Source organism: Candidatus Pelagibacter sp., from assembly GCF_052046145.1.
Classification (GTDB): domain Bacteria; phylum Pseudomonadota; class Alphaproteobacteria; order Pelagibacterales; family Pelagibacteraceae; genus Pelagibacter.
In genome coordinates this window covers 683,289-697,794 of record NZ_JBNGZR010000001.1, presented here as the reverse complement: position 1 = coordinate 697,794, position 14,506 = coordinate 683,289, and the positions used below count along the sequence as shown (strand labels likewise).

General features: G+C 29.7%; 17 protein-coding genes and 1 tRNA gene. 8 read left to right on the top strand and 10 right to left on the bottom strand.

The window, feature by feature from the left end; all coding sequences use genetic code 11:
- Positions 1-38: 38 nt before the first annotated feature.
- From nadE to rpsD, 6 genes are read left to right on the top strand one after another with little or no spacing between them, the layout of a single operon-like run.
- A complete protein-coding gene (nadE, locus tag ACTT88_RS03765) occupies positions 39-776 on the top strand; it encodes an NAD(+) synthase (protein ID WP_440907988.1) in 738 nt (245 codons plus the stop codon).
- A 45-nt stretch (positions 777-821) separates the two neighbouring features.
- The gene (cysS, locus tag ACTT88_RS03760; protein WP_440907987.1) at positions 822-2,177 is read left to right on the top strand and encodes a cysteine--tRNA ligase; all 1,356 of its coding nucleotides are present in this window, start codon (positions 822-824) and stop codon (positions 2,175-2,177) included.
- On the top strand, positions 2,174-3,775 hold the full coding sequence (cimA, locus tag ACTT88_RS03755) for a citramalate synthase (protein WP_440907986.1): 1,602 nt from the start codon (positions 2,174-2,176) through the stop codon (positions 3,773-3,775). Before cysS ends, cimA begins: the two co-directional genes overlap by 4 nt.
- A gap of 2 nt (positions 3,776-3,777) precedes the next feature.
- The gene (locus ACTT88_RS03750; protein WP_440907985.1) at positions 3,778-4,641 is read left to right on the top strand and encodes an urea carboxylase-associated family protein; all 864 of its coding nucleotides are present in this window, start codon (positions 3,778-3,780) and stop codon (positions 4,639-4,641) included.
- A complete protein-coding gene (locus ACTT88_RS03745) occupies positions 4,641-5,354 on the top strand; it encodes an RNA methyltransferase (RefSeq protein ID WP_440907984.1) in 714 nt (237 codons plus the stop codon). Before ACTT88_RS03750 ends, ACTT88_RS03745 begins: the two co-directional genes overlap by 1 nt.
- 40 nt (positions 5,355-5,394) lie before the next feature.
- The gene (gene rpsD / locus ACTT88_RS03740) at positions 5,395-6,012 is read left to right on the top strand and encodes a 30S ribosomal protein S4 (protein ID WP_440907983.1); all 618 of its coding nucleotides are present in this window, start codon (positions 5,395-5,397) and stop codon (positions 6,010-6,012) included.
- On the opposite strand, the gene grxD is transcribed toward rpsD, so the two are convergent.
- From grxD to sfsA, 9 genes are read right to left on the bottom strand one after another with little or no spacing between them, the layout of a single operon-like run.
- Positions 6,013-6,351, bottom strand: coding sequence for a Grx4 family monothiol glutaredoxin (gene grxD, locus ACTT88_RS03735; RefSeq protein WP_440907982.1), 339 nt, complete (start codon positions 6,349-6,351; stop codon positions 6,013-6,015). It lies immediately after the preceding gene.
- Positions 6,352-6,582, bottom strand: coding sequence for a BolA/IbaG family iron-sulfur metabolism protein (locus ACTT88_RS03730; RefSeq protein WP_440907981.1), 231 nt, complete (start codon positions 6,580-6,582; stop codon positions 6,352-6,354).
- On the bottom strand, positions 6,582-8,774 hold the full coding sequence (gene purL / locus ACTT88_RS03725; RefSeq protein WP_440907980.1) for a phosphoribosylformylglycinamidine synthase subunit PurL: 2,193 nt from the start codon (positions 8,772-8,774) through the stop codon (positions 6,582-6,584). The genes ACTT88_RS03730 and purL overlap by 1 nt, the downstream gene beginning before the upstream one ends.
- The gene (purQ, locus tag ACTT88_RS03720; protein ID WP_440907979.1) at positions 8,771-9,454 is read right to left on the bottom strand and encodes a phosphoribosylformylglycinamidine synthase I; all 684 of its coding nucleotides are present in this window, start codon (positions 9,452-9,454) and stop codon (positions 8,771-8,773) included. The genes purL and purQ overlap by 4 nt, the downstream gene beginning before the upstream one ends.
- 3 nt (positions 9,455-9,457) lie before the next feature.
- On the bottom strand, positions 9,458-9,700 hold the full coding sequence (purS, locus tag ACTT88_RS03715; protein WP_440907978.1) for a phosphoribosylformylglycinamidine synthase subunit PurS: 243 nt from the start codon (positions 9,698-9,700) through the stop codon (positions 9,458-9,460).
- Positions 9,697-10,482 carry a phosphoribosylaminoimidazolesuccinocarboxamide synthase gene (gene purC / locus ACTT88_RS03710; protein ID WP_440907977.1) on the bottom strand — a complete coding sequence of 262 codons (786 nt, stop codon included), beginning with the start codon at positions 10,480-10,482 and terminating at the stop codon, positions 9,697-9,699. Before purC ends, purS begins: the two co-directional genes overlap by 4 nt.
- Positions 10,482-11,774, bottom strand: coding sequence for an adenylosuccinate lyase (gene purB, locus ACTT88_RS03705; RefSeq protein WP_440907976.1), 1,293 nt, complete (start codon positions 11,772-11,774; stop codon positions 10,482-10,484). The genes purC and purB overlap by 1 nt, the downstream gene beginning before the upstream one ends.
- Before the next feature lie 3 nt (positions 11,775-11,777).
- Positions 11,778-12,548: a type I methionyl aminopeptidase gene (map, locus tag ACTT88_RS03700; protein WP_440907975.1), complete on the bottom strand. Its 771-nt coding sequence runs from the start codon at positions 12,546-12,548 to the stop codon at positions 11,778-11,780.
- Positions 12,541-13,239, bottom strand: coding sequence for a DNA/RNA nuclease SfsA (sfsA, locus tag ACTT88_RS03695; protein ID WP_440907974.1), 699 nt, complete (start codon positions 13,237-13,239; stop codon positions 12,541-12,543). Before sfsA ends, map begins: the two co-directional genes overlap by 8 nt.
- Positions 13,240-13,259: 20 nt before the next feature.
- On the opposite strand from sfsA, the gene ACTT88_RS03690 reads away from it, so the two are divergent.
- Positions 13,260-14,009 (top strand): competence/damage-inducible protein A, encoded by a 750-nt coding sequence (locus ACTT88_RS03690; protein WP_440907973.1) that lies wholly within the window; start codon positions 13,260-13,262, stop codon positions 14,007-14,009.
- Entirely contained in the window at positions 14,009-14,416 is a 408-nt protein-coding gene (locus tag ACTT88_RS03685) for a gamma-glutamylcyclotransferase family protein (protein ID WP_440907972.1), read from the top strand. Before ACTT88_RS03690 ends, ACTT88_RS03685 begins: the two co-directional genes overlap by 1 nt.
- 11 nt (positions 14,417-14,427) lie before the next feature.
- On the opposite strand, the gene ACTT88_RS03680 is transcribed toward ACTT88_RS03685, so the two are convergent.
- A tRNA-Thr gene (locus ACTT88_RS03680) sits at positions 14,428-14,503 on the bottom strand.
- Between the last annotated feature and the right edge of the window lie 3 nt (positions 14,504-14,506).

The window sequence follows — 14,506 nt, the reverse complement described above, 5'->3', positions numbered from 1 at the left end:
TACATTGTAAAATTATTAATAATAAATAGTTTATAATTATGACACCTTCAGAAAAAGTTAAATTTATTTCTACTTGGATCAAAAACTATGTAGATAATATGCCAACAAAGGCGGGGTCGTTAGTAATAGGTATTTCTGGAGGAATTGACTCATCAGTATCGAGCACACTTAGTGCCATGACTGGAATAAAAACTATTGTTTTATCTATGCCAATCAAACAGAAATCACATCAACATGATTTAAGTATAAAGCATCAAGAATGGTTAGTAAAAAATTTCAAAAATGTTGAAGCGCATACAATTAATTTAGATGAGTTATTTTTAGCATTTAATGCAAGCTTATCAAAATTTGATAATGAACATGGTATGGCTAATTCAAGAGCTAGACTAAGAATGACCACTCTTTATCAGGTAGCAGCGGCGAATAAAGGAATTGTTGTAGGAACAGGAAACAAAGTTGAGGATTTTGGTGTTGGATTTTATACGAAGTATGGAGATGGTGGAGTAGATATTTCACCAATAGCTGATTGTAATAAAACACAGGTCTGGGAATTAGGAAAAGAGCTAGGAATTTTGCAAGAGATTATTGATGCACCTCCAACTGATGGTTTATGGGATGATGGTAGAACTGATGAAGGTCAACTTGGTTTAAAATATAATGAATTAGAAGAAGCAATGGAGAATCCAAATTCTCCGAATCGTGCAAAATACGAAATTATCAGAAAACAAAATATGCATAAAATGGAGCCAATTCCTGTATGCATAATTCCAAATTAATCAAATAGATTCACAAATCTATAATTTAAGTATATTTCTTCAACTATGAGTTTAGATATTTTTTTAACAAATAATCTTACTAACAAAAAAGAAAAATTTATTCCCAAAGATAAAAATAATGTGAGAATGTATGTTTGCGGTCCAACTGTTTATGATGATCCTCATATTGGTAATGCTAGACCAGTAGTTGTATTTGACATTCTTTTTAAAATTTTAAAAAATAAATATCCTAATGTAACTTATGTAAGAAATATTACAGATGTAGATGATAAAATAATAAAATCCTCAAAGGAAAATAATATTTCAATTTCAGAGCTTACTAAAAAAATTACTCAAAGTTTTAACGAAGATTGTATCTATCTAAATTGTGAACAACCAAATCATGAGCCAAAAGCAACTGAGCATATTTCTGAAATGATAGAAATGATCTCTGAATTAATTAAAAAAGGATTTGCTTACGAAAATAATAAGCATGTTTATTTTGAAGTAAAAAAATTTAAAGATTATGGGCAGTTATCAAACAAAAAGTTAGATGAATTAGTTGCAGGATCAAGAATTGAAGTAAGTGATAACAAAAAAAATCCTGAAGATTTTGTTTTATGGAAACCATCAGAAACAGATGAGCCTTCATGGGACTCACCTTGGGGAAAAGGTAGACCTGGTTGGCATTTAGAATGTTCAGCAATGTCTAAAAAATATTTAGGAAACGAATTTGATGTTCATGGAGGTGGCGTTGATTTGTTATTTCCGCATCATGAAAATGAAATAGCTCAATCAAGATGCGCAAATGATAGTAAGGCGTTTGCTAATTATTGGTTACATAATGCATTTATCACAATGTCCAATGAAAAAATGGCAAAATCACAGGGTAATATTTTAAAAATTAAAGATTTTAGAAATAATAAAAGTGGTCAAGTTTTAAGAATGGCTTTGATGAGTGCACATTATCGACAGCCACTCGATTGGAATGATAAGCTTTTAGAGGAATGTGAAAATACAATTAGTAAATGGTATAATGTTTATTTAAACATAAAGACAAAATTAAAAATTTCAGATGAAATTCTTAAACCTCTTCTCGATGATTTAAATACACCAGGCTATATTGCTAATTTACATAAACTATATGAGAAAGCAGCAAAAGGTTCTGATGAAGATAAAATATTATTTATTTCTGCCTGCAATTTTATTGGATTATTAAATGAAACTAAAGAGGATTGGGTTAAATTTAAGAAAAACAAAGTATCAATTTCTGAAAATGAAATTTTAATTAAAATTAATCAGAGAAATGATGCTAGAGTTAATAAAAATTATAAGGAAGCTGACAAAATAAGAGATGACCTATTAGACAAAGGTGTTTTAATAGAAGATAAAGATGGTAAAACGACTTGGAAATTTAAATGAGCAAGGAACAACTTTATATATTTGACACAACACTGCGTGATGGAGCGCAAACCCAAGGTGTAGATTTTTCAATTGATGATAAGGAAAAAATTTCATCAGCTTTAGATAAGTTGGGTGTGGATTATGTTGAAGGAGGTTGGCCAGGTGCAAATCCAACTGATACTGAGTTTTTCAATAAGGATCATAATTTTAAATCAACGAAATTAACTGCATTTGGAATGACTAAAAAATCTGAACACAGTGCAGAAAATGACCCTATGCTCTCATCATTAATTAATTCAAAAAGCACTTCTGTTTGCTTGTTTGGAAAATCATGGGATTTTCAAGTGGATGTCGCATTAGGAATAAGTAATGAGCAGAATATAATGAATATAAGTGAAAGTACTAAACACGTTGTTAAATCTGGAAAAGAGTTCATGTTTGATGCTGAACATTTTTTTGATGGATATAAAGCTAATCCAGAATATGCAATGTCATGTTTAAAAGCTGCTTTTGATAATGGTGCTAGATGGGTTGTATTATGTGATACTAACGGTGGTACACTTCCACACGAGATAACAGAAATTGTATCTAAAGTAAGCAAGCAAATCCCTGGAAAAAATTTAGGAATACATGCTCATAATGATACCGAAAATGCTGTAGCTAACAGTCTTGCAGCAGTTCAAGCTGGTGTTAGACAAGTCCAGGGTACAATCAATGGTTTGGGTGAAAGATGTGGAAATGCTAATTTAATGTCATTAATTCCCTCATTTTTTTTAAAGAAAGATTTTTCAGATAAGTTTGAACTAAATATCAAAAGAGAAAATTTAAAAAACTTAACTCAATGCTCAAGATTATTAGATGAGATATTAAATAGAAAACCCAATAAACATTTACCTTATGTTGGAGCTTCTGCTTTTTCTCACAAGGGTGGAATGCATGTTTCGGCTGTTCAAAAAGATCCTAAAACTTATGAGCACATAAATCCAGAAGAAGTTGGAAACTCTAGAAATATAGTTGTTTCAGATCAGTCAGGACAATCCAATATAATGTCGAGATTGAATTTAATAGGAATTAAAGTTGAGAAAAGCGATCCAAAAATTAAAAAACTTTTAGATGAAGTTAAAGATCGAGAATTTATTGGTTATAGTTATGATGGTGCTGACGCATCCTTTGAGTTATTAGCTCGAAGATTAATGGGAGAGATACCAAGATATATTTCTATTAACGAATATGATGTTTCAGTAAAGAAAGATAATGCTGGAGAAATAGTTTCATATGCAAAAGCTCAATTAGAAGTAGATGGAGATAAAATTTTGTGTGAAGGACAAGGAAACGGACCTGTTAATGCTCTAGATAATGCTATTAGAAAGAATGTTAACAAGCTTGCTAAATATTCAGAATATTTAAAAGATTTAAGACTAGTTGATTACAAAGTAAGAATTTTAAATACTGGTACAGAGGCTGTAACAAGAGTAAGTATTGAAAGCACAGACTCTAAGGGTGTGAATTGGTTCACTATTGGAGTATCACCAAATATTATTGATGCATCTTTTAAAGCTTTAGTGGACAGTCTAGATTATAAATTATTCAAGGATAAAGCTCCTGGAAGTTTGTAGGAATGAAAATTAAAAAATTTTCAAAAAAACCATCTGATATAAAAGATAGAATAGGAGCAAAACCAATAGTTTGTTACCCGAATACCAATATTGAAGAAAAAAATTTAAGTATTTTACATTCTGCTCGAGAACATTTGGTTAAAAAAGAAGAAGTTATAATACCTCCAAGAGATGCAAAAACGTTCGAAGTTAAATTTGGTGAGTTTTTTAGAATTGAAAGTGTAGAGGGACCTCAAGTGGGTGATTTAAATTTATTTAATTTAAATAATTTAGAGGAAAAATTTTACTCAGGAAAAACAAGAGCACTATATGGAACTCATCTTTCTGTTGGAGATAAAATGTTTAGTAGTTTTCCCTATCTTAGATCTTTGGCAACAATAACTTGGGATACTTTAGATTGGTATGAGTATGATCAAGATGGAGGATCGGTCCATGATGTCATTGGTACAAGATGTGATCCTTATACATCAAAACTTTTGAGCGATAAAGATTATCACTATTGTTGTCACTCAAATTTAACAAGAGCTTTAGTAAAAGAAAAAAATGTTGAATTGGATCATGCGGAGAAAATAGTTCATGATGTATTAAACGTTTTTATGTTAACTGGATTTACCAATGATACTAAACAATACTTTATGAAAGCAAGTCCTGTAAGACCTGGTGATTATTTAGAATTTTTCGCTGAAACAGATTTATTGGGTGCGCTTTCTGCTTGTCCTGGTGGTGATTGTGGATCTGAACACTCATCTGATGTTGCAAAATGCTATCCATTAAAAGTTTCTACTTGGACAGTAGATCCAAAATATTTAAATGATATTAAACCATCAGCTATTTCCAATTATAATAGAAATCATGGCATAGATTAATGTCTGTTAATAATATTTCTTTCATTTTACACAAACCGCAACTCTCAGAAAATATAGGAGCATGTGCAAGAGGAATGAAAAATTTTAATTTTAATAAACTTATTATTGTTAATCCTAAACCAATATTTCCAAATGATAAAATTTTAGCAACCTCAGTAGGAGCAAAAAATATAATTAATAAGGCAAAAAATTTTGAAAATTTAGAAAAATCTTTAAAAAATATTGATATTGTAATTGCAACATCAGCACGATTTAGAAATAAAAATATTAAACATATCCAATTAGAACATTTAAAAAAAATAAATTATAAAAAGAAAATAGCTTTTTTATTTGGCTCAGAAGCATCTGGTCTATCAAATAATGAAATAAGCTATGCTAATTATACTCTTCAAATTCCGACTAATCCTGATTTTAAATCATTAAATCTGTCCCACAGCTTAATAATAATTGCACAATATGTATCAAGTATAATTAATTCAAAAGCATCTTCTTTCAAGAAATCAAATAAAGTTAAATCAGCATCTAAAAAAGACATAGTTGCTATGGCAAATCTTTGTATAAAGAATCTTGAGGAAGTTAATTTCTTTAAATCAAAAGAGAAGAAACCGATAATGCTTGAAAACTTGAGGAATATTTTTTATAGGATGGAATTATCAACCAAAGAAACACGTATTTTATCAGGTGTATTTGCAAGTTTAGGTAAAAAACGTTGATTGACAAAATGATGAGTAAGTTTATAAAGCCCACTATCAAATGACAAAAAGATTAAACTCTAAACATAAAGTAGACAGAAGATTAAAAGTTAACCTTTGGGGAAGACCTAAAAGTCCTTTTAATACTAGAGCTTATGGACCAGGACAACATGGTCAAACAAAAACATCAAAGCCATCTGATTATGGAATACAGCTTCAAGCAAAACAAAAATTAAAAGCATATTACGGCAATATTAACGAAAGACAATTTAGAAATATCTATAAAAAAGCGGTTATGCTTAAGGGTGATACAGGAGAAAATTTAATTGGTTTATTAGAAAGAAGATTAGACGCAGTGATCTACAGAGCAAAATTTGCAACAACAATTTTTTCAGCAAGACAATTAATCAATCACGGCCATGTAAAAGTAAATGGTAAAAAAGTAAATATTGGAAGCTATTTAGTTAGAGAAGAAGATTCAATTGAGATAAGAGATAAATCTAAACAACTTGCAATAATCGATATTGCACTTGCAAATAAAGAAAGAGAAACTCCAGAATATATTCAGATGGATGAAAAAAACAAAAAATTAAAGTTTGTTAGAGTTCCTAAGTTTGAAGAAGTTCCATATCCAATTGTCATGGAGCCTAATTTAGTAATTGAATATTATTCTAGATAACTAGCTTTTAGCCTTAAAATTTATATTTTTGCTTTCAAAAAGTTTTGCTAATTCACCACTTTCATACATTTCTTTAACAATGTCACATCCACCTATAAATTCATTTTTAACGTAAAGTTGTGGTATGGTTGGCCAATCACTAAAAACTTTAATACCCTCTCTTAAATTTTGATTTTCTAAAACATTTACTCCTTTAAAATTTACTTCTAGGATTTTTAAAATATTTGAAGTAGCCATTGAAAATCCACATTGTGGAGCGTCAGGTGTACCTTTCATAAACAGACATACTTCGTTGTTTTCAATTTCATTTTTTATTAAATCATTTGTTTGTTGATCCATTTAACTCTCCTTTGTTTTAATTGCTAATGCATGTAGTTCATTACCCATTCTACCTTTTAATGAATTGTAAACCATTTTATGTTGCTCAATTTTACTTTTTCCAGAAAATTGAGACGAGGTAACGGTAGCTGAATAATGATTTCCATCACCTGCTAAATCTTGTATTTCAACAATTGCATCTGGCATTGCTTCTTTTATAAAATTCTCAATTTCTTTCAAATTCATCGCCATTATTTACTCATATAGTTTGTAAGCCAACTTTTATTAGAAGTTGATAATTCGTCAATTGTAACTTTTGTCTTATCATTAATATATAGTTCATTTTCATTAATTGTACCAAGTTCATCGAAATGGACTGCATTTTTATCCAATATATCAGCTACTTTTTTAAAATCATTTTTGTTTATTTCTATAATATATCTACCTTGATCTTCAGCAAAAAAGTATTCTATTTCATTAATTAGATATTTGGGTTTTTTAATATTTATTCCTTTTTTTCCTTTAATACACATTTTTGATACTGCAGCAATTATACCTCCTAAAGAAACATCGTGAGCACTTTTTATTAAATTATTATCAATTAATTTGAGTAAAGTTTCTCCATTATTTTTTTCATTAAATAGATTTACCTCAGGTGGAGGTCCATTTTTTTCATCTAAAATATTTCTTGCAAATAAACTTTGATCAATATGTCCTTCGGTTTTTCCAATCACTAAAACTAAATTATCAACTTCTTTAAAATCCATAGTGATCATATTCTGATAATTCTTGATTAACCCAACCCCACCAATTGCAGGCGTAGGTTTTATACCTTCCTCTTTTGTTTGGTTGTAGAAAGATACATTTCCAGATACTACTGGGAATTTTAAATATTCGCTCGCTTCACCAATACCTTGAACACATTCAACAAACTCACCCATGTTTTCTTCATTTTCAGGACTACCAAAATTTAAACAATTAGTAATAGCAATTGGTTTAGCCCCTACAGAAATTAGATTTCTAAAACTTTCACATACTACTTGTTTTCCACCAGTTAATGGATGAGCCCAACAATAAACTGCAGAAGAATCTACTGATGCGGCTACAGCTTTATCTGTACCATGAACTCTTACTACTCCTGCATCTCCACCAGGTTTTTGTATTGTATCTCCCATGACTGTATGATCATACTGTTGCCAAATCCATTCTTTGCTGCATACATTTGGATTTGCTAAAATTTTTTTTAAAACATCAATAATTTTTAAATGCTTAAGATCTTCTTTTTTAATTTTATTTTTTTTAGGTAACTTTGCTTTTTTCCATTTTCGATCATACATAGGAGAGTTTTCAACCAAAGTATTAACCGGAATGTCTGCAACTTTTTCTTCATCAAAATAAAGTTCTATTTTTTTTGATTTAGTAGTTTTTCCAATCACTGCAAAATCTAAGTTCCATTTATCAAATATTTTTTTTGCATGTTCTTCTTTGCCATTTTCTAGAACAATCAACATTCTTTCTTGGCTCTCAGAAAGCATAATTTCATAAGGTGTCATCTTGGCTTCTCTACAAGGCACTTTGTTTAAATTAATTTCAATTCCAAGGTTTCCTTTCGAAGCCATTTCAATACTTGAGGAAGTTAGGCCAGCAGCACCCATATCTTGAATGGCTATAATGGAGTCTCCTGCCATTAACTCTAAACAAGCTTCAAGTAAAAGTTTTTCTGTAAACGGATCTCCTACTTGAACAGTTGGTTTCTTTTCCTCTATTTTTTCATCAAAACTAGCTGAAGCCATACTTGCACCATGTATTCCATCTCTACCAGTTTTAGACCCAACATAAATAACTGGTTTATTTAAACCTGCAGCTTTAGAATAAAAAATCTTATCTTTTTTGACTAATCCCAATGTCATTGCGTTAACCAAAATATTTCCGTTATACGAGCTATCAAAGCTTGTTTGTCCAGCTATTGTTGGAACACCCATGCAGTTTCCATAACCGCCTATGCCATGAACAACACCTCTTAATAAATTTTTTGTTTTTTTATGTTGCGGTGACCCAAAATGAATGGAGTTCAAGTTAGCTATTGGTCTTGCGCCCATTGTAAATACATCTCTCATTATTCCTCCAACACCAGTAGCAGCACCTTGATATGGTTCAATAAATGAAGGGTGATTGTGACTTTCTATTTTAAAAACTATTGCATCATTATCCTCAATATCTATAACACCAGCGTTTTCTCCAGGACCTTGAATAACTTTCTTTCCTTTAGAAGGTAGTTTTTTTAGGTGTAATCTTGATGATTTATAAGAACAATGTTCATTCCACATTGCAGAAAAAATACCTAGCTCTGTGATATTGGGAGTTCTCTTTAATAGCTCACAAATTTTAGCGTATTCGTCTTTCTTTAAACCGTGATCAACTGCTACTTGCTCGTTTACAATCATTTTAAGTTGTTTATTAAGTTTTTAAAAAATAATGATCCATCCTCACCTGATAAAGATGTATCAATCATTCTTTCAGGGTGGGGCATCATTCCTAGAACATTTTTTTCTTTATTCAATATACCTGCAATATTTTTTAAGGATCCATTAGGGTTAAATTGATCTTCTATTTTTCCATTTTCATCACAATAGTTAATAGCTATTTGATTATTATCTTCAATTTCTTTTAATTGATCATTGGTACAAAAATAATTTCCTTCATTATGAGCGACATGAAATTCCAAAACATCATTATTTACATTTTTAAAATATTTATTTTTTTTATCATTAATTTTTACAAAAACATTTTTACAAATAAATTCTAAATATTTGTTTCTAAGCAAAATACCTGGAACTAAACCAGTTTCTACCAATATTTGAAATCCATTACAGATACCCATAACCATACCTCCTGAATTTGCAAAATTAATTACTGACTGCATTATTTTTGATTTAGATGCCATACTTCCACATCTTAAGTAGTCCCCATATGAAAAGCCACCTGGCAATACAACCAAATCACTTTTTGGTAATTCAGCATCAGTATGCCAAACCATTTTATTTTTAAATCCAAATTTTTTAAGAGCAACATCCATGTCTCTGTCACAATTTGAACCTGGAAAAGTAATAACTGATGATTTCATTAATTACTTTGGATCAATAATTTTATAATTTTCAATTACAAGATTTGCCAAAAGTTTTTTGCACATTTCTTCAACTTTTGCTTTTGCTTTGTCGTTATCAGTTTCTTTAGTGTTTATTTCAAAATATTTACCTTGTCTAACTTCATTAATATCCTGAAATCCCATTCCATCCAGAGTTTGATGGATAACTTTTCCTTGTGGATCAAGTACATCCTTTTTTAGAGTAATGATTACAGAAATTTTCATTTTTTCTTTCTTTTAACTGAAGATAATTTAGTTACATTTACTGCTGAAACATTAGATTGTTCATGAAGTATACCTAATCTTTTAGCAACCTCAGTATATGCTGGAATTAAATCACCCAGATCTTGTCTAAACCTATCTTTATCTAATTTTTTTTCTGTAATACTGTCCCACAATCTACATGTATCAGGGCTAATTTCATCTGCTAAAATAACCTCATTTTTTCCATCGATTTTAATTCTTCCAAATTCTAATTTAAAATCGATAAGTTTAATTCCAACACCTCTAAACATTCCAATCATAAAATCATTAATTCTAAAAATCATTTTTTTTACTTTATCGATCTCTGCTTTTGTCGCCCAATCAAATGCTAAAATATGCTCTTCAGATATCAATGGATCTCCAAGCTTGTCATCTTTTAAGCAGTATTCAATTAGAGGTTCTTTTAAAACAGTACCATCCTCAATACCCAATCTTTTAGTAATTGAACCTGTCGCAACATTTCTCACAATGAACTCGATCGGAATTATTTCTACAAGCTTTATAATTTGCTCACGCATATTTAATCTTTTAACTAAATGATTTTTAATTCCTATTTGAGAGAGATTAGAGAGTATATGTTCTGATATTCTATTATTTAGAACACCTTTACCTTCAATGGTTGTTTTTTTTTGATTATTGAATGCTGTTGCGTCATCTTTAAAATATTGGATAACTAAATTTTTATCATTTGTTGCATAAATGATTTTAGCTTTCCCTTCGTATAATTTTTTACCTTTTTTCATTATTTAAAAACTCTTCTAAAGATAAAATTTACATTTTTAAAGTGTTTAGAATAATTAAAAATAGATTTAAGTTTATTTGGGGGAATTTTACTCATTATAAATTTATCAGATGAAATGACGTCAATTAAGTTTAAATTTTCTGCAAAACATTTTTTTGCATAAGTTTGCACTAATCTATAAGATTTTTCTCTGCTCAATCCTGTTTTAGTTAATTCCAACATAACTTCTTGAGAGAAAATTAAACCTTTTGTTAAATTTAAGTTTTCAAGCATCTTTTTAGGATAAACAATCATGTTATCTAAAATATTTGTAAGTCTAACCAATGCAAAATCAGTTGTTATATTGGCATCTGGTCCGATATTTCTTTCAACACTTGAATGAGAAATGTCTCTTTCATGCCAAAGTGCTATATTTTCAAGTGCTGGTACAACTGCACTTCTAACCATTCTAGCTAAGCCTGTTAGGTTTTCGCTTAAGATTGGATTTTTTTTATGAGGCATTGCTGACGATCCTTTTTGATTTTTAGAAAAATATTCTTGTAGTTCATAAACTTCAGTTCTTTGTAGATGTCTTATTTCAACTGCTACTCTTTCAATAGACCCTGCAATAATACCTAAAACAGAAAAATAAAATGCATGTCTATCTCTTGGAATTACTTGTGTCGATATTGGTTCAACTTTCAGTCCTAATTTTTTTGCCACATGTTTTTCCACATTTGGATTAATGTTAGCAAATGTTCCAACAGCGCCAGATATTGCACATGTTGATACTTCATCGATTGCATTTTTCAATCTATTTCTGTTTCTTTTAAATTCCTCATAAAACGAAGCCAATTTTAATCCAAAAGTAATTGGTTCAGCATGGATGCCGTGGCTTCTTCCCATACATGGTGTAAATTTATATTTTTTGGCTTGTTTTTTTAAAACTTTTAAAATTTGATCTATATCTTTTAAAATGATTTTACCTGATTGGACTAATTGAATATTAAAACTAGTATCTAAAACATCTGATGATGTCATTCCTTGATGTAGGTAACGTGCTTTAATTCCAGCTTTTTCAGTTACAGAGGTAAGAAATGCTATTACGTCATGTTTTACCTCAGATTCTATTTTGTGAATTCTGCTTACATTAATGCTAGCTTTTTTTTTAACTATTGAAGCAACACCTCTTGGAATTTGACCAAGTTTTTCCATCGCTTCTGCAGCTGCAACCTCAACATCTAACCAGATTTTGTATTTATTTTCTTCTGACCAAATATCAGTTAATTCTTTTCGCGAGTATCTTTTAATCATTAATTATAAGTATGGAGGCTTTGAATAACCTTTAGCAGATTCTGTAAAGATTTCATAACCATTTTCAGTAATTCCTAACGTATGTTCAAATTGTGCAGATAAAGATTTGTCTTTTGTAACAGCTGTCCATCCATCATTTAACATTTTAACATCATATTTACCTGAATTAATCATTGGTTCTATTGTAAAGGTCATGCCTGGCTTTAATTCCATTCCTGAGTTTTTATTTCCATAGTGTAGAACATTAGGAGGCTCATGAAATGTTGTACTTATTCCGTGACCACAAAAATCTCTTACTACTGAAAATCCTTTTTCTTCTACATAGGATTGAATTTCATAACCAATATCTCCTAATTTAATTCCAGGTTTTAATATTTTAATTGCTCTCATCATAGATTCGTAAGTAACATCTATAAGATTGTTTAATTTTACTGGCGTTTTTCCAATACAAAACATTCTGCTTGTATCACCATAATGTTCATCAACAATTGCTGTTACATCTACGTTTACGGCGTCACCTTCTTGTAAAATTCTATCAGAGGGTATTCCATGACACACAACATGATTTAAAGATGTACATAACGATTTTGTAAAGCCTCTATAATAAAGTGGCGCAGAGTAGCCTCCATTATCTCTTATAAATTCATAACCTAGTTTATCTATGTGATCAGTGGACATACCTTCTTTGATATTCTCAGTTAACATGTCCAAAGTTCTTGCAGCTAAATTTCCTGCAATTCTCATTTTTTCAAACTTTTCTTTATAATCAGTCATCTATAATTTTTAATTTTTTATCTATAAAAATTTTTTTAGAACTTATATCACATCTATATGCTAAAAAATGTACACCAGCTTTTTTAGCTATTAAATAGTTCTTATAATATTGTTCATCTATGTCTTTGGCTATTTTAAAATATTTCATATTTTGGATTTGAACTAAAAATATTAAGTATGTTTTATAACTTTTTTTTATGGCATCAATAAGGGTTAATAAATGCTTAGTTCCTCTTGCTGTTGGCGCATCTGGAAATTCAGCAGTATCCTTATTTCTAAATAAAGTAACATTTTTAACCTCAACAAAAATATTTTGACCTTTTTTTTCTAACAAAAAATCAAACCTTGTTTCTTTATTAAAAAAAACCTCAGGTTTAATAATGTCATTATTCTTGAGTTCATTTACTAGATTGTTTTTAAGACCATGCTCAACTATTCTATTTGCCATATGAGTGTTAACTCCAACTAAATTTTTTCTAGATTTAATAATTTCTAATCCATATTTTAGTTTTCTTTTTGGATCGTTATTAGGAAGTAAATAAACTTCATTACCTTCATCTAGTAAACCTTTCATTGATCCTGTGTTAGGACAGTGAGCTGTGACAATTTCTTTACCTAGCTGCACATCAGTAAAAAACCTTTTATAACGTTTGATTAATTTGCCTTTTATTAAAGACTTGGTAAATTCCATTAGTAAATTATATATTTCATATGAATAAAAAAGTAAAAGTTAATGCTTCAATTTTAATAATAGGTAATGAAATTTTATCTGGCAGAACCCAAGATACGAATACATCTACTTTAGCAATCTGGCTAAATTCAATCGGTGTTAATGTTGGTGAAGTTAGAGTAATACCTGATGTTGAAGATATTATTGTTGATAGTTTAAATTTACTTAGATCTAAATATGATTACGTTTTTACAACTGGTGGTATTGGTCCAACACATGATGATATTACAGCTCAGTCAGTATCAAAGGCTTTTGGAATAAAATATGAAGTTCATAAAGAAGCTTTTAAAATTTTAGAAGCTTATTATCAACCAGGTGAATTTAATGATGGAAGACAAAAAATGGCCTGGATGCCAGAGAATGCAAATTTAATTTTAAATCCAACTAGTGGCGCACCAGGTTTTAATGTTAAAAATGTTTTTTCATTGCCAGGAGTTCCATCCATTTTGAAATCAATGTTGGGTGGTTTGACTAACAGGATAGTAGGAGGGAAGCCAATCAAAAGTCTTACTATAAGCTTAAGAACTGTTGAAAGTGAAATAGCAAATTCATTAACAAAGGTTCAAAATAATAATACTGATGTAGAAATTGGAAGCTATCCTTTCTTCCATGCAGGTAAATTAGGTGTATCAATTGTGATTAGATCAGAAGATCAGAATAAAATAGATGATTGTAATTCTCAAATTTTAAAATTTGTGAATGAAAAAAAAATTGAGGTAGTAGATAGATAATGCTGTATTTTGCTTATGGAAGTAATCTTCATCATTTTCAAATGAAGCGCAGATGTAAAGATAGTATTTTTTTAAAAAAAATAAATTTAAAGGATTTTAGATTAACATTTAGAAGCAAGTATAGAGCTGCAGACATAGAGCCTAAAAAAAATTCTATTGTTCCAGGCGCATTATTTGAGATTTCTAAAAGTGATGAAAAAAAATTAGATGTATATGAAGATTTTCCAATTCTTTATAAAAAATATTACTTTTATTATTATGGAAAAAAAGTGATGACTTATACAATGGTTAAAAAAACACCATTTAAATTTCCAACCGAGAGATATTTAAATGTAGTAAAAAAAGGTTATAAAAATTGTAAACTTGATCAAAGTCTTTTAACAAAAGCATTAAAATTAAAAGATTAACTTTTCGAAAATGGTGCCCCCGCACGGATTCGAACCGCGGACCTATTGATTACAAATCAATTGCTCTACCAGCTGAGCTACAAGGGCATG

Excerpts from the sequence above, each read along its gene's own strand:
- nadE (WP_440907988.1), top strand. The coding sequence starts at position 39 with ATGACACCTTCAGAAAAAGTTAAATTTATTTCTACTTGGATCAAAAAC.
- cysS (WP_440907987.1), top strand. The coding sequence starts at position 822 with ATGAGTTTAGATATTTTTTTAACAAATAATCTTACTAACAAAAAAGAA.
- cimA (WP_440907986.1), top strand. The coding sequence starts at position 2,174 with ATGAGCAAGGAACAACTTTATATATTTGACACAACACTGCGTGATGGA.
- ACTT88_RS03750 (WP_440907985.1), top strand. The coding sequence starts at position 3,778 with ATGAAAATTAAAAAATTTTCAAAAAAACCATCTGATATAAAAGATAGA.
- ACTT88_RS03745 (WP_440907984.1), top strand. The coding sequence starts at position 4,641 with ATGTCTGTTAATAATATTTCTTTCATTTTACACAAACCGCAACTCTCA.
- rpsD (WP_440907983.1), top strand. The coding sequence starts at position 5,395 with ATGACAAAAAGATTAAACTCTAAACATAAAGTAGACAGAAGATTAAAA.
- grxD (WP_440907982.1), bottom strand. The coding sequence starts at position 6,351 with ATGGATCAACAAACAAATGATTTAATAAAAAATGAAATTGAAAACAAC.
- ACTT88_RS03730 (WP_440907981.1), bottom strand. The coding sequence starts at position 6,582 with ATGGCGATGAATTTGAAAGAAATTGAGAATTTTATAAAAGAAGCAATG.
- purL (WP_440907980.1), bottom strand. The coding sequence starts at position 8,774 with ATGATTGTAAACGAGCAAGTAGCAGTTGATCACGGTTTAAAGAAAGAC.
- purQ (WP_440907979.1), bottom strand. The coding sequence starts at position 9,454 with ATGAAATCATCAGTTATTACTTTTCCAGGTTCAAATTGTGACAGAGAC.
- purS (WP_440907978.1), bottom strand. The coding sequence starts at position 9,700 with ATGAAAATTTCTGTAATCATTACTCTAAAAAAGGATGTACTTGATCCA.
- purC (WP_440907977.1), bottom strand. The coding sequence starts at position 10,482 with ATGAAAAAAGGTAAAAAATTATACGAAGGGAAAGCTAAAATCATTTAT.
- purB (WP_440907976.1), bottom strand. The coding sequence starts at position 11,774 with ATGATTAAAAGATACTCGCGAAAAGAATTAACTGATATTTGGTCAGAA.
- map (WP_440907975.1), bottom strand. The coding sequence starts at position 12,548 with ATGACTGATTATAAAGAAAAGTTTGAAAAAATGAGAATTGCAGGAAAT.
- sfsA (WP_440907974.1), bottom strand. The coding sequence starts at position 13,239 with ATGGAATTTACCAAGTCTTTAATAAAAGGCAAATTAATCAAACGTTAT.
- ACTT88_RS03690 (WP_440907973.1), top strand. The coding sequence starts at position 13,260 with ATGAATAAAAAAGTAAAAGTTAATGCTTCAATTTTAATAATAGGTAAT.
- ACTT88_RS03685 (WP_440907972.1), top strand. The coding sequence starts at position 14,009 with ATGCTGTATTTTGCTTATGGAAGTAATCTTCATCATTTTCAAATGAAG.